This window comes from Candidatus Methylomirabilota bacterium, from assembly GCA_035260325.1.
GTDB lineage: Bacteria > Methylomirabilota > Methylomirabilia > Rokubacteriales > CSP1-6 > AR19.
The window spans coordinates 1-20388 of sequence record DATFVL010000061.1 but is presented as its reverse complement, the minus strand read 5'-3'; the positions used below and the strand labels follow the sequence as shown (position 1 = coordinate 20388).

22 protein-coding genes are annotated in these 20388 nt (G+C 71.6%); 6 read left to right on the top strand and 16 right to left on the bottom strand.

Annotated elements, in window-relative coordinates; all coding sequences use genetic code 11:
• Nucleotide 1 precedes the first annotated feature (1 nt).
• The 11 genes from VKG64_04340 to VKG64_04290 all read right to left on the bottom strand — a co-directional run bounded on the left by VKG64_04340 (nucleotide 2) and on the right by VKG64_04290 (nucleotide 9499).
• Nucleotides 2–892: a class I SAM-dependent methyltransferase gene (locus VKG64_04340; protein HKB24263.1), complete on the bottom strand. Its 891-nt coding sequence runs from the start codon at nucleotides 890–892 to the stop codon at nucleotides 2–4.
• A 111-nt stretch (nucleotides 893–1003) separates the two neighbouring features.
• A complete protein-coding gene (locus VKG64_04335; GenBank protein ID HKB24262.1) occupies nucleotides 1004–1276 on the bottom strand; it encodes a DUF3303 family protein in 273 nt (90 codons plus the stop codon).
• A 23-nt stretch (nucleotides 1277–1299) separates the two neighbouring features.
• Nucleotides 1300–2244, bottom strand: coding sequence for a cyclase family protein (locus VKG64_04330; protein HKB24261.1), 945 nt, complete (start codon nucleotides 2242–2244; stop codon nucleotides 1300–1302).
• Nucleotides 2245–2247: 3 nt separating this feature from the next.
• Nucleotides 2248–3150 (bottom strand): acetamidase/formamidase family protein, encoded by a 903-nt coding sequence (locus VKG64_04325; GenBank protein HKB24260.1) that lies wholly within the window; start codon nucleotides 3148–3150, stop codon nucleotides 2248–2250.
• Entirely contained in the window at nucleotides 3147–3665 is a 519-nt protein-coding gene (locus tag VKG64_04320) for a UGSC family (seleno)protein (protein ID HKB24259.1), read from the bottom strand. The genes VKG64_04325 and VKG64_04320 overlap by 4 nt, the downstream gene beginning before the upstream one ends.
• Nucleotides 3666–3678: 13 nt before the next feature.
• Nucleotides 3679–4734: a hypothetical protein gene (locus VKG64_04315; protein HKB24258.1), complete on the bottom strand. Its 1056-nt coding sequence runs from the start codon at nucleotides 4732–4734 to the stop codon at nucleotides 3679–3681.
• 45 nt (nucleotides 4735–4779) lie between these two features.
• Nucleotides 4780–5574: an iron export ABC transporter permease subunit FetB gene (gene fetB, locus VKG64_04310; GenBank protein HKB24257.1), complete on the bottom strand. Its 795-nt coding sequence runs from the start codon at nucleotides 5572–5574 to the stop codon at nucleotides 4780–4782.
• Nucleotides 5571–6338, bottom strand: coding sequence for an ATP-binding cassette domain-containing protein (locus tag VKG64_04305; GenBank protein ID HKB24256.1), 768 nt, complete (start codon nucleotides 6336–6338; stop codon nucleotides 5571–5573). The genes fetB and VKG64_04305 overlap by 4 nt, the downstream gene beginning before the upstream one ends.
• Before the next feature lie 186 nt (nucleotides 6339–6524).
• Entirely contained in the window at nucleotides 6525–7181 is a 657-nt protein-coding gene (locus VKG64_04300) for a DUF3047 domain-containing protein (GenBank protein ID HKB24255.1), read from the bottom strand.
• Nucleotides 7178–8587: a VWA domain-containing protein gene (locus VKG64_04295; protein ID HKB24254.1), complete on the bottom strand. Its 1410-nt coding sequence runs from the start codon at nucleotides 8585–8587 to the stop codon at nucleotides 7178–7180. The genes VKG64_04300 and VKG64_04295 overlap by 4 nt, the downstream gene beginning before the upstream one ends.
• Before the next feature lie 3 nt (nucleotides 8588–8590).
• Nucleotides 8591–9499, bottom strand: a complete 909-nt coding sequence (locus VKG64_04290; GenBank protein HKB24253.1) for a MoxR family ATPase — start codon at nucleotides 9497–9499, stop codon at nucleotides 8591–8593.
• A 268-nt stretch (nucleotides 9500–9767) separates the two neighbouring features.
• Between VKG64_04290 and VKG64_04285 the strand changes: the two genes are divergently transcribed.
• Entirely contained in the window at nucleotides 9768–10859 is a 1092-nt protein-coding gene (locus VKG64_04285) for a M48 family metalloprotease (GenBank protein ID HKB24252.1), read from the top strand.
• Nucleotides 10856–11737, top strand: coding sequence for an isocitrate lyase/PEP mutase family protein (locus tag VKG64_04280; protein HKB24251.1), 882 nt, complete (start codon nucleotides 10856–10858; stop codon nucleotides 11735–11737). Before VKG64_04285 ends, VKG64_04280 begins: the two co-directional genes overlap by 4 nt.
• Here the strand turns inward: VKG64_04280 and rfbD are convergent.
• The 3 genes from rfbD to VKG64_04265 are packed head-to-tail and all read right to left on the bottom strand — an operon-like array spanning nucleotide 11707 to nucleotide 13500.
• Nucleotides 11707–12582: a dTDP-4-dehydrorhamnose reductase gene (rfbD, locus tag VKG64_04275; protein HKB24250.1), complete on the bottom strand. Its 876-nt coding sequence runs from the start codon at nucleotides 12580–12582 to the stop codon at nucleotides 11707–11709. The genes VKG64_04280 and rfbD overlap by 31 nt on opposite strands.
• Nucleotides 12583–12586: 4 nt before the next feature.
• Nucleotides 12587–13021: a response regulator gene (locus VKG64_04270; protein ID HKB24249.1), complete on the bottom strand. Its 435-nt coding sequence runs from the start codon at nucleotides 13019–13021 to the stop codon at nucleotides 12587–12589.
• A gap of 35 nt (nucleotides 13022–13056) precedes the next feature.
• Nucleotides 13057–13500: a response regulator gene (locus VKG64_04265; protein HKB24248.1), complete on the bottom strand. Its 444-nt coding sequence runs from the start codon at nucleotides 13498–13500 to the stop codon at nucleotides 13057–13059.
• Nucleotides 13501–13752: 252 nt separating this feature from the next.
• Between VKG64_04265 and VKG64_04260 the strand changes: the two genes are divergently transcribed.
• Nucleotides 13753–15513, top strand: a complete 1761-nt coding sequence (locus VKG64_04260; protein ID HKB24247.1) for a caspase family protein — start codon at nucleotides 13753–13755, stop codon at nucleotides 15511–15513.
• 38 nt (nucleotides 15514–15551) lie between these two features.
• On the opposite strand, the gene VKG64_04255 is transcribed toward VKG64_04260, so the two are convergent.
• Entirely contained in the window at nucleotides 15552–16475 is a 924-nt protein-coding gene (locus tag VKG64_04255) for an LLM class flavin-dependent oxidoreductase (protein ID HKB24246.1), read from the bottom strand.
• An 81-nt stretch (nucleotides 16476–16556) separates the two neighbouring features.
• Between VKG64_04255 and VKG64_04250 the strand changes: the two genes are divergently transcribed.
• The 3 genes from VKG64_04250 to VKG64_04240 are packed head-to-tail and all read left to right on the top strand — an operon-like array spanning nucleotide 16557 to nucleotide 19392.
• Nucleotides 16557–17729, top strand: coding sequence for a M20 family metallopeptidase (locus tag VKG64_04250; protein ID HKB24245.1), 1173 nt, complete (start codon nucleotides 16557–16559; stop codon nucleotides 17727–17729).
• Nucleotides 17726–18910, top strand: coding sequence for a M20 family metallopeptidase (locus VKG64_04245; protein HKB24244.1), 1185 nt, complete (start codon nucleotides 17726–17728; stop codon nucleotides 18908–18910). Before VKG64_04250 ends, VKG64_04245 begins: the two co-directional genes overlap by 4 nt.
• Nucleotides 18907–19392 (top strand): superoxide dismutase family protein, encoded by a 486-nt coding sequence (locus VKG64_04240; GenBank protein HKB24243.1) that lies wholly within the window; start codon nucleotides 18907–18909, stop codon nucleotides 19390–19392. The genes VKG64_04245 and VKG64_04240 overlap by 4 nt, the downstream gene beginning before the upstream one ends.
• Nucleotides 19393–19396: 4 nt before the next feature.
• Here VKG64_04240 and VKG64_04235 read toward each other — a convergent pair.
• On the bottom strand, nucleotides 19397–20388 hold a 992-nt coding region (locus VKG64_04235; GenBank protein HKB24242.1), incomplete at its 5' end, for a hypothetical protein.

The following is a 20388-nucleotide window of genomic DNA, read 5'->3' as shown; positions in this document are numbered from 1 at the left end:
GTCAGGGCCGGGAGAACGCCGCGAAGTAGGCGCCGAACTCCTTCGGTCGGATCGCGTCCGGGTACCGGCCGCTCCGCCACGCGCCTGGGAGCCTCGTGACGACGAACCCCGGGAATCTCCCGAACCGCTTCTCGAGGTCCGCCTCGGTGAAGACGCGCACGTGTCCGGCGATGCCGTCGGGAGGCACGTAGGCCGGGAGCGGCCCGGTCACGCTGAACTCGTTCATCGGCACGATCACGCAGAGCCGCCCGCCCGGCCGGAGCATCGCGAAGATGGCCCCTACGGTCGCGTCCACGTCGGGCACGTGCTCGAGGACGGCGAACGAGTAGGCGAGATCGAAGCTCCCGGGTGGGAGGAGCTGTGCCGCGTCTTCGATGAATCCCCGATGGAAGGCGATGTTGGGAAAGCGGTTCAGTCTGCGCGCGATGCGCACGTTGGTTTCGGTGACCTCGACGCCCTCGATCCGGAGGCCGGGATGGCGTGCGCCGAGCGTGAGGGCGACGCGTCCCTCGCCGCAGCCGGCGTCGAGCACCCGCGCGGCGCGGATCGCGAGGATCTCGTCCTCGAGGAGCCGGAACTCCGGGTAGTCCGCATACCGCCGGACCATCTTGCGGGTCCGCGCGCCGACCAGGGTCCGGACCTCGCGCTCGAGGAGCTTCAGGCTCGGGCGCGCCTTCCTCTCCCGGTAATAGTCCTCGTAGGCCCGCGCGTACGCGTCGCGACTGCCGAGGTGCGCGAGGCACGAGCGGATCCCCTGCATCTCCTGGGCCAGCCGATCGTCGGCACGGCCGTCCCGGCCCCGCTCCAGGATCTCGAGCGCGCCCGAGAGGTTGTCGCGATACAGCTCCAGCCTGGCCCGCTGGATGACGGCCTCGATCTCCTCTGGGTCCACGCCCGCCCCCCTCGGGGCGCCATTGTTCCTGTCCGCCCTTTAGGAAAGACGAGCCAGCGACGTCGGGGTTTACCGCCGGCCGCCGATCGCCGCGGCGGGCCGGCACGGGCGTCAGAGCAGCGGCTCGATCGCCTCGCGCGTCTCCGCCGACGGCACGACGGGCACGATCTCGAACTCGATGAGGTCGCTCCAGACCGCGACCCACCGCTGCAGGAGGCGCGCGTCGTCGCACTCCATCAGCTGGAAGCACCGGTCGAAATTGGCCTCGATCCAGCTGCCGACGTATTTCAATCCGTCGGGCGCGCCGCGCCCCTGGTCGCGAAAGCGGCGATACACCGCCTTGGCGTCGCGGTTCTTGAACCGCTCGACCACCATGAACAGCATGCGCCGAGCCTCCCCTCGACGGCCTAGAAGAGCGCGATCGGGTTCACGGGGGAGCCCGTCGCGTGCTGGAGCCTGAGCGGCGCGAGCGTCAGCATGAACTCCCAGCGCCGCCGCGCCGCGCACGCCTTCGCGAGCTCCTCGAGGTTCCCGTTGTCGATGAGCCAGAGGCCCATGCCCACGAGCGCCACGATGTGGACCACGTTGCCAAGCCGCGGGTGGGTCGCGGGGCTCACGTCGTTGTGGGTGTCGGTGCCGAGCATGGCGATGTCGCGCTCGCGGAACCACGGCATCGAGGCGACGTGGGCGGCGGGCGAGCCGTCCTTCAGCGGGTGGCGCGGCGTCTCGAGCCGCCGGGCGTAGTAGCCCGTCCGGATCAGGAGGATGTCGCCCGGCTCGACGCGGACCTGCTGGGCCTTCTCCGCCGCCTCGAGGTCCTCGGGCATCACGCCCTCGCCCGCGTCGAGCGGGCGTCCCCGGAGCGCCGCGACGTCGAGCAGCACGCCCCGGCTCACCACGCCGTCGTGGAGCAGGTCCACCGACTCGGCGCCGGCGCCCTCGCGCGCGGTGATGAGGTTGCAGGAGCGGCCGTTGTAGATCTTCCCCTGCCAGAAGTAGTGCGCGGGCGTGTCCACGTGCGTGATCGTGTAGCCGTGGAAGACCATTCCGATGAACTCCGAGGCGCCGCGGCGCGCCAGGAGCCGCTCGCGCGAGTCGTGGTCACGCCCCTCGCCCGAGTCCACCATGAGCCGGAGCGGCTGGAACGCCGTGTCCACGCTGATGTCGTTCGTCACGATCGGACGCGCGCAGCTCACCGGGACGCCGTCCCGCACGAGCGCCGCGGCCTGCTTGCGCTTGGCCGGCGTGATGAGGTTGATCGTCCCGAGCTCGTCGTCCTTGCCCCAGCGCCCCCAGTTGCTGAGCGAGGAGAGCATCTTGACCACGTCGTCGTCGCCGAGCGTCGTCGCCATGACTCACCGGCCCTTCGCCGCGGCCTCGACGATCGGGCGCGGGATGATGAGGCGGGCCGCCATGACCGGCCGCGGCGACGTGCCGATGCGCAGCTCGCCCACGATGGAGAGGAGCATGTAGGCCTCGCGCCGGTCCATCCCCGTGCGCGCGACGAACCACGCGACCGCGCCGCGCGCCGCGTCCTCCGTCGCGAGCTCGACCGTCGGCCCGAAGCCGAGGACCTGCACCGTGTCGTCCACCTCGAGGACCGGCCGGTCGAGCGCGCGCCCCTTGTCGAGGGTCACCCGCGCGCGCACGGTCGCGTCGCACTCGACGCCGGTGCCGGTGATGATGCCGTCGCTGATCGCGGCGTGCGGGTCGGCGAAGAAGAGGAGCGCGCCGTCCACCATCACGGGCAGGTGGACGCGGCACCCCGCACGCACGTCTTTCTGGTCGAAGTCGCCGCCGTACGGCCCGGCGTAGGAGGGCTTGTAGCCCTCGGTCGGCATCGTGGAGACCGTGCCGAGGTTCGGGTTGAGGGCGATCGGGATGCGCCCGCCGAACCACGCCTTGCCGTCCTTCACCGGGCACGAGAGCGCCCACGGCTCGCCGAACTCGCGCCGGAGCACCCCGAAGTCCCGGAGGATGGCGGTCTTCCCTTCGCCGTGAGGGCTGATCTCGAGGAGATCCACGACGACGGCGTCGCCGGGCTTGGCGCCGCGGATCAACACCGGGCCGGCGATGGGCGCGAGCGGATGGCCGTCGCACGCCGGCGTGAACGGCGTCGGCACGGTGCTGATGTCCTGCACGTCGGCGAACGCGCCGCGCACCTCGAGGGTGAACTCCTCACCGGGCGCCGCCTCGAACGCCGGCGGCGTGGACGGGTTGACGTCGAACAGGTACCACCGCTTCTCCGCGGTCTTCACGCCGTGAGCCTCCTCACGATCTCGTCGAACGCCTTGTCGGCCAGCGCCCGGACCTCATCGCGGGTCAGTGTTTGGACTGGGTGAGGGACGGCGACGGTCCGGTAGTCCGTGGCGCCGAGCGCGCCGGCCTGGGCGCGCGCCGCGCGGACGAACTCGGACGAGACGACCGTCGCCGTCGGGATGCCGTGATCCTCGAAGAACACGCCGTCGTGCACACTGCACGTTGTGCACGACCCTCAGTCGGCGAGCGCCTCGATCAGGACGTCGGTCGCGCCGACGATGTCGCGGCGCAGCTCGTCCGGGGCCGGGCGCGCGAACGTGGGCTTCTTCTTCCGCACGATGGCCTTCGGCCGGGCGCGCTCGCGCAGGAGCTCCTCGATCCGGTCGAGGAGGTGATCGCCCTTCGCCTTCGAGATGTCGAGGAGCGTGATCGTCTTGCCCTCGAGGCTCGCGGGCCGCGCCGCGGTCTTCCGCGGGACGGCGACGGAGGCGGTCGGGTCCAGGTACTCGCTCATGTGCTTTCTCCTTTCACGCGCTGCGGATGGGGCGGAAGACGAGCGCCGAGCCCTTGGAGAACGTCCAGCCCGGGACGATCGCCGAGAAGCGCCCGGCCGTGCCGCCCGCCACCATGATCTTGATGTTCTCGGGCTCGCGGAACTTCGCGATCGGCGTGTCGTCGTGCGCGGGGTCCTTGAACTTCTTCAGCACGTGCTCGGGGAGCCCGTCGCCGCCGTCCCTGCCCGGGAGCAGGTCGCTGACCGGGCGATGCAAACGCTTCCAGAGCCAGCGGCGCACGTCGGTCTTCGTCCAGCCGGCGCCGCCGACGAGCGCCGCGTGCTCGGGCGAGAGGACGAGCAGCGTGTCGCCCCAGTGGGTCATCTTGTGGTGCGCGACCACGGCCAGGCTCGCCGCGAGCGTCGCCAGGAGGTCCTCGGGCGTGCGCGACCGCTGATCGTAGACACCGAGCGGCGCGTCGGCCGCGAGGACGGCCACGGTCGACTCGCCCGCGGCGAAGCCGTGCTCCACGGCGAGCGGCTCCCACGGGCTCGCCTCCTCGTGCTCGCCGATGCAGTAGGTGTAGCGGCCCGGGTGGGCGAACGTGGACATGCTGACGACACCCGGGATCGCGCCGCCCACGTTGACGCAGACGAGGCGCACGGCGCGGCCGATCGTCGCGTTGGCGCGCCAGCCGGGGCCGAAGAGGCCGGCGCCGCAGTTGATCTCGAGCTTGCCGCGGATCGGGCCGTTGACGATCACGAGCGGCGCGGGGGCATTGGTCGTCGCCGAGACCCCGTGGAGGTCGAACGCGTCGTCGCAGACGGCCTCGACGGCGGCGAGGACGACCGGCAGGTACTCGGGACGGCACCCCGCCATCACCGCGTTGATCGCGACCTTCTCCACGGTCGCGCGCCCATAGTTGGGCGGGACCTCCGCGACGAGCTCCGCGCCGTCGCGTCCCGTCGCCGCGACCGCGCGCGCGACGCGCGCGCGCGTCGGTGGGACCACCGGCAGGCCGTCGGTCACGCCGCGCGCGTACAGCTCCTCGATCGCGTCGGCGGTGAGCTCGGGATCGGCCAGTGACATGGGGAGAGGCTAACACACCCCGGGTCGCCGCGACCCGGCGCGCTCCTAGAGCAGGTACCGCCGGAGCTGGTGGGCGTCCGTGAGGTAGCGCCGTGCGGCGAGCCGGACGAAGAGGAGCGACCCCATGGCCGTGGCCGCCGCGAGCATGAACACGACGACCATCTGGTAGCGGATCGCCACGAGCGGGGACGAGCCCGCGAGGATCTGGCCCGTCATCATCCCCGGGAGCTGCACCAGGCCGACCGTCATCATCCCGCTCACGGTCGGGATCATCGCGGCCCGCAGCGACGCGCGCACCATGGGCTGCACCGCCTCGCGCCCGGAGAAGCCGAGGGCGAGCCGCGCCTCCACCTCGTCCGCGCGGGCCCGGAGGTCGCCCTGCAGGCGATCGCCGGCCAGCGCGGCGCTCGTCATCGAGTTGCCGAGGATCATGCCCGCGATGGGAATGATGTACTGGGGCTCGTACCAGGGGCGCACGCGGACGACCACGCCGATCACGTACGCGAGCGTCGCCGCCGTCGAGACCGTCAGCGCGGCGGCGGCGATCTGGTACCCGCCGGGGATCGGCTTCCTGAGCCGCGACACCGCCGCGTGCGTCGCGACGGCCGTCATCACCGCCAGGATCAGCACGACCCAGTACCAGCGCGCCGCCGCGAACACCGCGGCGAGGATGAGGCCGACCAGGTAGAGCTGGACGATGGTCCGGACGGAGCCGATCACGAGATCGCGCTCGAGCCCCAGGGCCTGGCGGAACGAGACCGCCACGACCACGCCGACGAGCAGCAGCGCCACCGCGAGCTGCCAGACCGAGAGATCGATCACGCCCGCGGCGCCGGTCATGCGCCGCCGGGGCCGGCGGGCGCGCGTTCGCCGGCCAGGAACGCCTGCAGCCGCGCATCGGTGACGGCGCCGGACGCGGCGGCGTCGATGCGCTCGTACGCCTGCGCCCGCCCCTTCACGAGGTAGAGCAGCCGGCCGCCGAGACGGCGGACGAGCTCCGGCTGATGCGTCACGGCGACGATGGAGAGGCCGCGCGTCTCCCGCAGCCGGGAGATCGTCTCGACGACCAGCGCCGCGTTGGGCGGGTCCAGCGCCGAGGTGGGCTCATCGAGCAGGAGGGCCTGCGGGTCGCGCAGGAGCGCCCGGGCGATCGTCACCCGCTGCTTCTCACCGCCGGACAGGGTGGCGGCGTCGCGGTCGAGGAAGTCCGGGTCGAGGCCCACCTCGGCGAGCGCGGCCGCCAGCCGCGCCTCGGAGAAATCGCCCGGGGCGTCGGCGGGTCGGATGCGGAGATTGTCCCCGACCGTGCCCTCGAAGAGCACGGGCGTCTGCATCACCAGCGCGGCTCGGCGTCGAAGGTCGCGGGGGTCGAGCGACCGGATGTCGCGGCCGTCGAAGCGCACCGTCCCGCCCGTCGGCTCCACGAGCCGGTTGAGACAGCGGAGGAGCGTGGATTTGCCCGAGCCCGAGGGGCCGACCAGCGTGAGCGCGCCGCCGCGCTCCACCTCCAGCGACACGTCGTCCAGGACCGGCGCCCGCGGACGGCCCTCACCGTCCGGGTACGTGAGCGACACGCGCTCGGCCTGGAAGATCGGGTCTGGCACGGGTCGTAAGTATAGAGAATCCGCGACGACGCCGCGATCTCAGGCGAGCGTGTGCCCGCTCGCGGCCGTCCGGCAGCGGAAGCCCTCGCGCTCGAGGTGCATGACCACGAGGCTCCGGATGTCGGGCTCTTCCTCGACGACCAGGATCTCCTGGGGCATCGCCGCCTCGCGCCCGCGGCCGGTCCGCTAGCGCCGGCAGGCGCGGAAGTTCGTGTAGTCGCCCTGGGCGGTGGACTTGGTGTCGTCGGCATCGGTGAGGACGGCGATGCCGGCGGGCTTGGGCGTGTCGCCCTCGCTGAAGAGCTTCCTGTAGTCGGCGAGGGCGTTCACCTTCTCCTCGACCCAGTCGTCCTTGTCCGGACGGCCGCTCCGGAGGACGACCACCTGCGTGAGGCCGTAGTTGGAGCTCAGGTGCGTGCCGACCGGCACCTTCTCGCTCCAGACGTACTTGACCGCCTTCGGCCCGGTGATGCGGGAGTACGGGACCAGCAGGTAGACGGCGAGGGCGCTGTCGTTGGTGCCGGAGTCGCGCTCGTCGCCGCCCTTCGGGAACTCGCGCGGCCGCCACGACCAGGCGAGCATCGGGTACTGGCCGAAGTCCCACTCGACCTGCTTCGCGGCCTGGATGCCGAGCCCCTTCGACGCCGCGCGGAGGAAGCGAAGGCCCTGGTCCTCCATCACCTTGTAGACGTCCTTGCCCGCGTCCTTGCGCGGCTTCCAGTCGGTGGGGAACTCGCCGGGCTTCGCCTTCGCGAAGTCCTCGAGCGTGACGCACTCGGGCGGCTGCGCCGCGGCGGGCGAGGCGGCGAGCAGCGTGAGCGCCGTCACCGCGACCCACTTCATCGTCCGCGCCTCCACCAGTGGTGCACGAGGTTGTCCACGACCTCGCCGAGCTGGGCGATCGTCCGGCACTCGCGCACGAAGTCACACGAGGGCGAGTAGAGGGGCATGACGCTGTCGCCGATGCCCCAGCCCCACTGCCCCTCGGGGTTGAGCCAGATGATGCCCTTCACGCGCTCGCGGATGAGCCGGAGCGCCCACGCCTGCGGGTCGTTGTAGTTATTGCGCGCGTCGCCCAGGACCAGGATCGTCGTCTTCCGGTCGAGCATGTCGAGCTCGGTCCGCGCGAAGCGGCTGAACGCGTAGCCGAAGTCCGAGCGGCAGTGGAAGTCCACCGGCGCGCCCTTGAGCGCCCACTCGATCGCGCGCTCCACCGGGTAGGTGTTGAACGCCTGCGTCACCTCCGCGATCTCCGAGACGAAGACGTAGGAGCGCACCCGGCTGAAGCACTCCTGGAGGCTCCAGACGAGCTGGAGCATGAAGCGGGAGGCGTTGCGGACCGAGTCCGAGACGTCGCAGACCGTGACGAGCTTCGGCTTCTCGCGGTGGCGCCGCTTCAGGAAGATCTCCATCGGGATGCCGCCGTACTGGAGGCTCTTGCGCGTGGTGCGCCGCGTGTCGATGCGGCCGCGGTGCTCCTGGCGCTGGCGCAGGGCCAGCGCGTCCTTGATCTTCCGCGCGAGCCGCGCGACGACCGCCTTCATCTGCGCGATCTCGTCCGGCGTCAGCGCGAAGAGCGGCTTCTCGGACAGGACCTCGCGCGTGAGCTTCTCGCCCTGGCGGTAGGCGCGCCGCTCCAGCTCGCGTTCGACGTGCTGGCGGATCATCCGCTTGAACGCCTCGAGCCGCAGCTCGAGGTAGTTGCGGATGCGGGCGAGCTGGCCCGGGTCGAGGCCGCGCGCCTCGAGCATTTTCATGAGCCGCTCCAGGTCGGCCTCGGTCGCCGACCAGTCGAAGCGGTCCGAGATCCGGCGCGAGAAGAAGCCGACCTGGAGGAAGTACATGAGCCGCTCGAGCCCGGCGTTCTGGCCCGAGGCGCGGATGGCCATCTCCATCTCGCTCCCGCCGCCGCGCATGAGGAGCTCGGTGAGGTCGTCGAGCTCCATCCCCTCCTCGGCCAGCAGCCGGTCGAGCATGTCCTGCACGCGCGGGTCGGCGGGCCCGAGCGCCTTCTGGAGTCCCTGCCCGAGCGCCTCGAGGTCGAGGAAGTAGAGGTCGAAGAGGCGGTCGAACGTCGGCTGGTCGCGGAACTCCTTGACCAGCGTCGCGGCGAGCGTGGTCTTGAACGTCTCGCGGTCGACGAGCCCGACCTCGGACGCGGCGGCGAGCGCGTCGAGCGCCTCGGAGGGCGAGATCCGCACCTCCGCGCGGCGGAGGTCGCCGATGAACTCGAGGATCCGCTCGTCCAAGGACTACTCGGCGAGCACCTTGTCGAGCGCGCCCTTCACGCGCTCGAGGTCCTTCTCGTGCTTGACGAGCATCGTCAGCGTGGACTCGACGAGCTCGGGCGAGAGCTCCCGGGCGTTCAGGATCACGAGCGAGCGCGCCCAGTCGAGCGACTCCGAGATGGACGGGAGCTTCCGGAGGTCCATCGCCCGGATCTTCTGGACGGCCGCGACGACCGCCGCGGCGAGCTTCTCCGGGATCTCCGGCACCTTGAGGCGGATGATCGCCAGCTCGTCCGCCGGGACCGGGAAGTCGATGAAGAGGTGCAGGCACCGCCGCTTGAGCCCGTCGGACAGCTCGCGCGCGTTGTTCGACGTGAGCACGACGAGGGGGATGTGCTTGGCCACGACCGTGCCGAGCTCGGGGACCGAGACCTGGAAGTCCGACAGCACCTCGAGCAGGAACGCCTCGAACTCGGGCTCGGCCTTGTCGATCTCGTCCACGAGGAGGACGACGGGCTCCTCGGCGAGGATCGCGGAGAGGAGCGGGCGCGGCGAGAGGAAGCGGAACGAGAAGAACGCGTCCTCCTGCCCGGCGATCTTCGCGACGGCGTCCGGCAGCGACGGCGCGTCGGCGATCAGCTCGCCGATGCGGTCGCGCAGGAGCTGCGTGTAGAGGAGCTGCTTGGCGTACTTCCACTCGTAGAGCGCCTTGCCCTCGTCGAGCCCCTCGTAGCACTGGAGCCGGATGAGCCGGCGCCGGGTGACGTCCGACAGCGTCTTCGCGAGCTCGGTCTTGCCGACGCCCGCGGGCCCTTCGACGAGCACCGGACGGCCCATGCGGGCGGCGAGGAACACGACGGTGGCGATCCGCCGGCTCGCGATGTAGCGCGCGGCGATGAACCGCTGCTGGACCTCCTCGACGGACTCGAACATGATGGCTCCTCGTGAGACGACGTGAGATGAGATGAATTAGCGTTCATTGTAGCGGATTCCCGTCCGGCGGGCAGCGGGTACTGTGCCTGGCAACGTCTGACGGCATCGGGCCGATGCCTGAGCTGGACACCGCGGACGCGAGCGCCCGCGTTCCCGATCCTGTGAATCTTCACAGTCGTCCTCCCTCTCGAGCGTGCCCTCTCCGGAGGAAGGGATTGCACCCTGCCTCTTCTTCGGTAACCCGGCCCGCAGTTGTCTACAATGCGTCATGCCCGACGCGGCTCGCTATCAACGCCTGCAGCTCGCCCTCGCGGTCGCCGAGCTCGCGGTCTCGGCGGGTTATCTCCTCGCCGTGCTCCTGACCGGCTCGGCCCACGCCCTCGCGCGCGCCGCCGCGGCGGCGCCGGGCGGGGCCTGGGGCCAGCTCGCCGCCGTCGCGGCGGCGCTCGGCGCCGCGCACGGCGTGCTGATCTTCCCGCTCGCGTGGGCGCGCGGGTGGTGGCTGCCGCGCCGCTACGGCCTCCTCCACCAGCGGCTCGCCGCGTGGCTCGCCGACCGCGCGAAGGCGGCGCTCCTCGCCGGGGCGCTCGGGCTCGCCGCGGTCGAGATCGTCTACGCGCTGCTCCGCGCGACCGCGTGGTGGTGGCTCGCGGCCGCCGCCGTCTTCGTCGTCGCGGAGGCCGCGCTCGCGTTCGTGCTCCCGGTCTGGATCGTCCCGCTCTTCTATCGGCTCCGACCCCTCGAGGACGCGGCCCTGCGCGAGCGTCTCCTGGCGCTCGCGCGGCGCATGGGCGTAGGCGCCGTGGACGTGAGCGTCGCCGACCAGTCGCGCCGCGGCCGCACGGCGAACGCGGCGGTCGTGGGGTGGGGCCGCACGCGCCGCATCATCCTGTTCGACACGCTCCTCGCGGGCTTCACCGCGGACGAGATCGAGTCCGTGCTCGCCCACGAGCTCGGCCACCACGCTCACGGCGACGTGCGCCGGGGCCTCGCCGTGCAGGGGACGTTGACGGTCGTGACGTTCGGGCTCGCGGACCGGCTGCTCCGGGCCGGTGCCGGCGCGCTCGGCCTCGCGGGCCCCGCCGATCCGGCGGGCATGCCCGCGCTCGCACTGATCCTGCTCGTCCTGGGCCTCGCCACGCTGCCGCTCGGCAACGGCTTCTCGCGCCGGATCGAGCGGGAGGCGGACGACTTCGCCCTCGCCGCCACCGGCAACCCGGCGGCATTCATCAGCGCGATGGAGCGGCTCGGCGACCTGAACCTCGCCGAGCGGCGCCCGGGCCGGCTGAAGGAGCTCGTGCTGTACTCGCATCCCGCGCTCGATCGGCGGATCGCGCGCGCCAGAGGAGAGCCCGCATGACGCCTCGCCGCACGCTCCGAACGCTCGTCGAGAAGAAGCAGGGCCTCGTCGTCCCCGGCGCCTACGACGGCATCTCCGCGCGGCTCGTCCAGCAGGCGGGCTTCCCCGCGGTCTACATGACCGGCTACGGCACGGCCGCCTCGCGGCTCGGCCTGCCCGACCTCGGCTTCGCGGGCCTCGCCGAGATGGCCGACAACGCGCGCAACCTGGCGGCGGTCGTGGACATCCCGCTGATCGCCGACGCGGACACGGGCTACGGCAACGCGCTCAACGTCCGCCGGACGGTCCAGACCTACGAGGCCGCGGGCGTGGCGGCGCTCCACATCGAGGACCAGATCACCCCCAAGCGCTGCGGCCACCTCTCCGGCCACCAGGTGATCCCGCGCGGCGAGTTCGCGGGCAAGATCCGCGCGGCGGTGGAGGCGCGTCGCGATCCGGACCTCCTGATCATTGCGCGGACCGACGCGATCTCGGCCGTGGACTTCGACGAGGCGCTCCGCCGTGGCGAGGCCGCGGCGAAGGCCGGCGCCGACGTGCTCTTCGTCGAGGCGCCGCGCGACGCGGCGCAGGTGGAGCGGGTCGCGCGCGCCTTCGACACGCCCCTCCTCTACAACTACGCGCCGGGCGGGCGCTCGCCGCTCCTGCCGTTCCCGACGCTGCGCGGCCTCGGCTACGCGATCATCCTGCTCCCGGTGGACACGCTCCTCGTCGGCGTCCAGGCGATCCGGGCGTTCCTCGGCGAAGTGAAGGCGCGCGACGACGTGCTGGCGCTGAAGGACCGCTACATGAACTTCCGCGACTTCAACGAGCTGATCGGCGTGACCGCCCAGCTGGCGCTGGCCGAGCGTTACCGGGACGACGAGCGCTCGGCGACGTAGGCCGTGAGCGCCGCGTCCCAGGAGCGGAGGTCGGCCTCGCCGAGGGCGGCCAGGTTCGCGTGGCCGAGGACCGAGTAGGCGGGGCGCCGCGCCCGGGCGCCGAACTCGGCCGCGGTCACGGGCGCGAGGTCCGGCGTCACCCCGGCGAGCTCGAACACCCGCCGCGCGAAGCCGTACCAGCTCGTCGCGCCGGCGCTCGTGAGGTGGTAGATGGGATGCTCGGCGCGCGGCAGGATCTTCCAGACCTTTCGCGCGAGGTCGAGGGTGTAGCTCGGCCCCAGCACCTGGTCGGCGACGACCCGGATCCGCTTGCCCTCGGCCGCCAAGCGCAGCATGGTCTCGACGAAGTTCGTCCCGCCCTTGCCGGAGCTCCGCGCGACGCCGTAGAGCCCGCAGACGCGGAACACGTGGGCGCGCTCGCAGCGCTCGAGCGCCGCCCGCTCGCCCGCGAGCTTGGACTCCGCGTAGACCGAGAGGGGGTTCGGCGCGTCCGACTCGAGGTACGGCGTCGCGCGGCGGCCGTCGAAGACGTAGTCGGTGGAGAAGTGGACGAGCGTGGCGCCGAGCCGCTGGCAGGCGGCCGCGAGGTCGCCGACGGCGCGGGCGTTGAGCGCGAACGCCGCGTCCGGGTCCTCCTCCGCCTGGTCCACGCGGTTGTAGGCCGCGGTGTTTACGACGTGGGTGGGGCGGAGCGCCATGAGGCGTGCCGCGACCCGCGGCGCGTCGAGCACGTCGAGATCGGCGCGCGTGAGCGGGATCAGCTCGCCGTCGAGGTCGAACGTCCGGGCGAGGTCGAAGCCGAGCTGGCCGGCCGCGCCGATCAGGACGACCCGCGGGCGCGCCACGCGCTCAGCGTGCGGGCGCGCCGCCCGGGCCGCCGCCGGCCGGCCTCGATTGCTGGAGGACGAGGCTGACCAGCAGGTCGAGGTGGCGGAAGTCGAACGGCTTCGGCACGTACGCGAAGATCCCGGTGGTCTGCGCCTCGGCGGCCATCTTCGTGTCCTCGTTCGCCGTGACCATCATGACCGGCACGCGCGTGTCGAGGGCGCGGATCTGCTTCAGGAGCTGGAGCCCGTCCATCCCCGGCATGTTCATGTCGAGCAGGACGAGGTCCGGGCGCCGCTTGAGGAAGGCCATGTAGCCGTCGGTGCCGTTCGACGCCGTCTCGATGGCGTAGGTGTGGCCGTGCTCGAACTGGCGGAAGAATTCCGTCAGGACCTCGATCACCGCCGCCTCATCGTCCACGATGAGGATGCGCTTGGGAGCGGGCGCGGCGTCCGGCACACGGCAAGTATATGCGACGCGGGCCTCCGGGAGGCCTATGACGCGGCCCTGGACGGCGCCCCGACGATCAGGGCCACCAGGTGCTCGAGTTGCTGGAAGTCGCAGGGCTTGGGCACGTACGCGAAGACCCCGACGTTCAGGACCTCGACGACGGCGCCGGTCGCCTGCTTGCCCGTGATGACGATCACCGGGATCGAGCTGTCGAGGGCGCGGACCTGCTTGAGCAGCGCGAGCCCGTTGAGGCCCTTCATCTGCGGGTCGAGCAGGATCAGGTCGGGCCGGCCGTGGCGCATCGCGGCCGCGGCCTCGGGGCCGCTCGACGCCGCGAAGAGGTCGTACCGCACCCCGTGCTCGAACCGTCCGAAGTAGCCCTTGAGCGTGTCCATCTGGTCGGACGGGTCGTCCAGGATCAGGACGTGTTTGCCCGGCAGGTTCCGCCACGTTTCCGGATTCCAGCCGGTCTTGCGCTGCGCCGACACGCGGCATACGGGTGCACACGGGATACCACCGGATTCTCCCGGGGGAAGTGTTTGATTTGAAACGCTTCGCGTATTCCGGCGTCGGATTCCTTCCAAATCGTGTCGCCTTTCTGACCACGCCGGACGGTAAGGATGGCACCGGGCGGCGGTCGAATGGAGCGCTGAGGGGATTCACTGACGCGTGGACAAATGCTAGACTCGCAATGGTTTCTGGTCTCGCAGGTCTCTGACAGAGGAGGGCTGACCGTGCGCATGACGCGTTACTGGCTAGGGGCGCTTCTCGTGCTGCTGGCCGTCGCCTCGACCTCGGCGCAGCAGTTCCGCACCATCACCGTCGACGAGATGAAGCACGAGAAGCGAATCGCGCTCGTCATCGGCAACGGCGCCTATGCGACCGGCAAGCTGAACAACCCGGTCAACGACGCGCGCGCGATGACGCAAGCGCTCAAGCGCATGGGCTTCGAGGTGATGGCGTTCGAGAACGTCAACTCCGCCCAGTTCCGCCGGGCCGTCGCCGCGTTCGGCGAGAAGCTCGGGAGCGGCGGGCCGGGCCTCGGCGCGGGCCTCTTCTACTACTCCGGCCACGGCATGCAGGTCTCCGGCAAGAACTTCATGATCCCGATCGACGCGGAGATCCGCAGCGAGCGGTACGTGGCGGCCGAGACGGTGGACGTGGACAGCGTCCTCGGCCAGATGGACCAGGCGAAGAACCGCGTCAACATCATCGTCCTCGACGCGTGCCGCGACAACCCGTTCGCGCGGAAGTTCCGGGGCAGCGCCCGCGGCCTCGCGTTCATGGACGCGCCGATGGGCACCTACATCGCGTACGCGACGGCGCCGGGCAGCACCGCCGACGACGGCGATCCCGGCGCGAACGGCATCTATACGGCGGAGCTCCTCAAGGCGCTGCGCGAGCCGAACCTCAAGATCGAGGACGTCTTCAAGCGCGTCCGCCAGGGCGTCCTGACCCGTACGGGCGGGCGTCAGAACCCCTGGGAGGCGAGCAACCTCACGGGCGACTTCTTCTTCGCGATCACGGGCGGCCCCGCGCCCGCCCCCGCTCCCGGACCCGTCGTCGCCACGGCGCCGCCGCGCCCGACGGGGCCGCCCGTCTATGAGCCGCCGCGCTGGGAGATCACGGAAAAGGCCCGCGTCGGCTCTCTCTCGCTCATCTCCCGCCTCGAGGGCGTGGAGGTGTGGCTCGACGACCAGCTGGTCGGCGAGACGCACGCGGGCCGCGAGCTGATCGTCAACAACCTGGTCGAGGGTCAGCATCGGGTGCGCGCACAGAAGGCCGGACATCCCGAGTGGCGGCGCGACGTGCGGGTCACGGCGAACACGCGCAGCGAGGTGCAGATCGACATCCAGCCGGTCCGCGTGGGGATCGAGACGCGTTACGAGCCCCTTCCCACGCCGGCGCCGCCGGTCGTCGCCTCCATCCCCGGCGGGCGCGGCCGAACCCTGTTCGAGGACGACTTCATCCGCGGCGAGCGCCGGGCGTGGGTGGGCTCCGACAAGATCTGCGCCGCGCGGTACGAGGACTCGGGTTACTGGGTCAAGTCCAACAACGCCAGCGGCACCTGCGAGCCGCGGCTCACCTACGCCGGCCAGTTCCAGGACTCCGTGCGCGTCGAGCTGACGGTCCAGCTCCGCGCCGGCGCCCAGAACCACATGTTCGGGATCAAGTTCGGCCGCGCCTCGAACGACAACAACGACCTCTACGCGGTCTTCGGGATCAGCGCCGACGGCAGCTACCGGCTCACGCAGTGGCACCAGGGTAAATGGAACCACATCATCGACTGGACGAAGGAGGCGGCCGTGCGGACGGGCTACGGCGCCACCAACCACCTGGCGGTCGAGGTCTCGGGCCGGAAGATCCTCTGCTACATCAACGACAAGTACGTCGGCGCGGGCACGGCCTTCGCCGACGTGCGCGGCTATCTCGGGCTCTACGTGAACGAGAAGGACATGGAGGCCTACTTCACGAACCTCCGGGTCGTCGACCTCCAGTAGCGCAGTAGCGCCCGGTCGATAACGCCCCGGGCGCCCGGCTAGAGCTTGGGCGCGATCCTCGAGGCGAAGACCTCGAGGTGCTCCGTCTCGTCGAAGACGGGATTGAGCATGAGGAAGCCGACGCCGGCCCCGACGATCTCCGCGAGCCGGTCCACGCACTCCTGCGGCCCGCCCCACACGGACACCTCGGCGGCGAGCTCCGGCTTGCCGTAGAACGCGCCGAACCACTCGGCGAGCCGCCGGCCCGCGCGGGCCCGGTCCTCGTCCACCGCGATGTAGACGCGCTTGCCCATCGGGAACGCGGCGGGGTCGCGGCCGGCCTCCTTCAGGAGCCGGCGGAGGAGGCCCACCTCGTCGAGGAAGGCTGCCGTCGAGATCGAGCCGGCGCCGATGAAGCCGTCGCCCAGCTCGACCGTGCGCCTGAGGGCGTTCGGATGATGGCCGCCGAACCAGAGCGGCGGGTGCGGCTTCTGCACGGGCTTCGGCTGCATCGACGCGTTCTGGAGCCTGAAGAACTCGCCCTCGAACGTCACGCGCTCCTCGGTCCAGAGCCGCTTCATGAGCCGGAGGCCCTCCGCGAAGCGCGCGGCGCGCTTCGCCGCGCTCAGACCGAACGCGGGGTAGATCTTCGGGTTGCCGCCGAGGCCGACGCCGACCGTCAGCCGACCGCCGGAGAGATGGTCGAGCGTCGCGAGCTCCTTCGCCGTGTGCACCGGGCTCCGGAGCGCGGTGAGGAGCACGGCCGAGCCGAGCCGCAGCCGCTCGGTGCACGCCGCGGCCCACGTGAGCAGCGCGACGGGCTCGAGGCTCCGGATCGAGCCGAGGATCTGCTCGACGACCCACGCGCTCTCGAAGCCGAGCGCCTCGGCGCGGGCAAGGTAGTCGCGCAGCCTCCTGACGTCGAAGCCGCCCTGGAGGACCGTCTGGGGGATCGAGACCCCGAGCGTGACCCCGCGCCTCACGCCGCGAATCCTACCACGGCGATGCTATAGTTGACTCCCGTCGGCGCAGCCGGAGAGACCACGACGTCAGGGAGATCCCGGATGAACGTGCTGAAGGATGCCATCGCGAAGGCCCTCGACCGCCTCGGCGACGAGCTGGAGCAGCTCTCGCACAGGATCCACGACAACCCCGAGCTGGGCTATCACGAGGTGAAGGCGGCCGGCTGGCTCACCGAGTTCCTGGAGCAGCAGGGGTTCAAGGTCGAGCGCGGCGTCGCGGGCGTCGAGACCGCGTTCCGCGCCACGCTCGAGACGGGCGAGGGGCCGACGATCGCGATCCTCTGCGAGTACGACGCGCTGCCCCAGATCGGCCACGCGTGCGGTCACAACGTCATCGCCACCGCGGGCGTCGGCGCGGGCGCCGGGCTCGCCGCGGTGCGGGACCGGCTCCCGAAGGGACGCGTCCAGGTCATCGGCACCCCGGCCGAGGAAGGCGGCGGCGGCAAGGTGAAGCTGATCACGGGCGGCGTCTTCGCGGACGTGGACGCGGCGATGATGGTCCACGGCTTCGACCGCTGGATCGGGCACTCCGACCTGCTCGGCATCGTTCGCGTCGGCTTCGAGTTCACCGGCAAGGCGGCGCACGCGTCGGCCGACCCGTGGCAGGGCGTGAACGCGCTCGACGCGGCGATCCAGACCTACAACAACGTGGCGATGCTCCGCCAGCAGGTGCGGCCGGACGCGCGCGTCCACGGCATCATCACCCACGGCGGCGCCGCGCCGAATATCATCCCCGAGTTCGCGGCGACGACGTTCTACGTGCGCGCGCTCAACCTCGATTACATGTGGGAGCTGCAGAAGCGCGTGATCCGGTGCGCGGAGGGCGCGGCGAAGGCCGCCGGCTGCGAGCTCCGCGTCGTGGAGCACCGGGACACCATGTACGAGCCCATGAAGCGAAACGCGACGCTCCTCGACGCCTTCCGCGCGAACCTCACGACGTTCGGCGTGACCGAGTCGCCGGAGGCCACGGACCGGCTCGGCTCCTCCGACATCGGCAACGTGAGCCGGGTGATCCCGGCGATCCAGCCGATGGTGAAGATCGCGCCCGACGGGACGCCGATCCACTCCCGCGCCTTCGAGGCGGCCGCGCGGAGCCCGCTCGCCCGCGAGGGCATGCTCGTCTCGGCCAAGACGATGGCCATGACGGTGTGCGATCTCCTCGCGGACCCGTCGCTCGTCACGCGGGCTCAGGCCGAGTTTCGGCAGGCGACGTGACCCCGCCGGCGGACACGCTCAAGCCGAAGGTCGCCGAGGCGGTGGACCGCCTCGCCGACGAGCTGGAGACGCTCTCGCACCGGATCCATGGCCACCCCGAGCTCGCCTTCAAGGAAGAGCAGGCGCACGCCTGGCTCACCGCGTTTCTCGAGAAGCACGGGGCGAAGGTCGAGCGGGGCGTCGGCGGCCTGCCGACCGCGTTCCGCGCGACGATCGAGGGCGCCGGCCCGGGGCCGACGGTCGCGATCCTGGCGGAGTACGATGCGCTGCCCGGGATCGGCCACGCGTGCGGCCACAACGTCATCGCGACGGCGGGCACGGGCGCGGGCGCGGCGCTCGCGACGGCGCTCGGCCGCCTCCCCTTCCCCGGCCGCGTCCAGGTGATCGGGACGCCCGCGGAGGAGGGCGGCGCGGGCAAGGTCCGGCTGCTGGAGGCGGGCGTCTTCGAGGGCGTGGACGCCGCCATGATGATCCACGGCCGCTGCGGCACGCAGGTGTGGCGGCCCACCCTCGGCCTCGCCAAGGTGAAGGCCGAGTTCCACGGCAAGGCGACGCACGCGTCGTCGTGGCCCTGGCGCGGCGTGAACGCGCTGAACGCGGTCATCCAGCTCTTCGTCGCGCTCGACCAGATGCGCCAGCAGATCCACCCGGACGCGCGCGTCCACGGGATCATCGTCAAGGGCGGCGAGCAGCCGAACATCATCCCCGACTACACGCGCGCCGACTTCTACCTGCGCTCGATCGACAAGGACTATCTGAAGGAGCTCCTCCGGCGGTTCACGGCGTGCGCCGAGGGCGCGGCGGCGGCCACCGGCTGCCGCGTCGAGGTGACCGCGGAGCGCACGATCCACGACCCGATGAAGCCGAACCGGGCGATGGCCGAGGTGTTCGAGAAGAACCTCGCGTTCATCGACTTCCCCGTGGACGCGGACGACGGCGAGGCCGGCTACGGCTCGACCGACTGCGGCAACGTCAGCCAGGCGCTGCCGACGATCCACCCTTACATCCGGATCTCCCCCGACGGCGTGCCCGGCCACTCGCGGGAGTTCGCCGAGTGGGCGCGCTCGCCGATGGCGCGCGCCGGCATGCTGGCGGGGGCGAAGGCGCTCGCCCTGACCGCGCTCGACCTGCTCGCCGCGCCAGAGGCGCTGGCGGCGGCGACGAAGGAGTTCAAGCGATGAGACGGCTCGCGTTGATCCTCGGGGGGCTGCTCCTGCTGCCACCGGCGCTCGCGTACGCGCAGGCGGTGACCGTCGAGTTCAAGGACGCGCAGGGGAAGCTCGTCGGCACCGCGACGCTCCGCGACGTGCCCGGCGGTGTCGCGATCGCGGCGCGCGTGAGCGGGCTCAAGCCCGGCGCGCACGGCTTCCATATCCACGCGGTCGGAACGTGCGAGCCCCCGGCCTTCGCGTCGGCGGGCGGTCACTTCAATCCCGGGAACAAGAAGCACGGCCACAAGAACCCCGAAGGCGCCCACGCGGGCGACCTCCCGAACCTCACGGTGGGCGCGGACGGCGCCGGCCACCTCGAGGCGACGGCCGCGGGCGTGACGCTCAAGGACATCGCCGGCCTGGCCCTCGTCGTCCACGCCGACCCGGACGACGAGAAGACCGATCCCACGGGGAACTCGGGAGCGCGCGTCGCCTGCGGCGTGATTCGGTAGCGGGCTAGCGCGCGCGGGGCGGCGCGGGCTCGAGCAGCGCCGCGAGCCGGCCCGCCCCGAAGCCACCCGCCACTCCCGCGGCGAGCGTCAGCGCCAGCGCGACGACCGTGTCGCCCGGCCCCGGCACGAGCGCCTGGTACGCCGGCAGCAAGCCGAGCCTCACGGCCATCAGCCCGAAGAGGACGAGCGCGTAGGCGACGGTCGCGGCCACGGGCCTCCGCCGCGCGTCCACCGCCACCATCGCCGCCAGCGGGATCAGCCCGAGGAGCTGGGCGACGCTCGTCGTGGCGCCCGCCACCGTGCCGTTCCTGCGCGCGACGACGTTGGCGACCGCGATCGGCGACGTAGGGTCCTTGAGCATCTCCTCCTGGATGACGGAGACGGGCTGGAGCAGGTCGAAGCCGAGCCGCGCGAGCTGCTGGCCGACGAGCCCGAGGGCAACCGCGCCGATGAGCACGACGGCCGGCGCCCAGCGGCTTCCCGACAGGCGCGCCGTCGCGACGTAGGCGACGGGCAGGAGGAGCGGCGCGAGGATCGAGTAGAAGTGGAACCACACGCCGCCCTGGAGGTACGCGATTCTGAACGCGGGCTGCACCACCAGGTGCAGGCCGGTGAAGAGGAGCGCGCCGGTGACGAGGATCGCCGCGACGCCCGCGCGGCTCGTCGCGGGATAGACCTCGCGCGCGATCAGGAAGCAGCCGAGCGTGTTGATCGCGGCGCCGAGGAGGCCCAGGAGATGCGGCGGGCTCCAGAGCGTCACGTCGATCCCGAAGAGGCGGTGCCAGAGATCGTCGATCGGCGCCGCGAGGACCGTCAACGCGATGCCCCACGCGGCCAGGTGGAAGCCGCGCGTGCTCGTGAGACCGAGCACGCGCACGACGTCGCCCGCCGCGGCCGCGGGCCGGAGCGTCGTCCAGGCGAGGACGCCGAAGCTCAGGAGCACCATCAGCGTCACGCCCGAGTAGGTCATGACGTGCGGCGCGATCCAGAACGAAT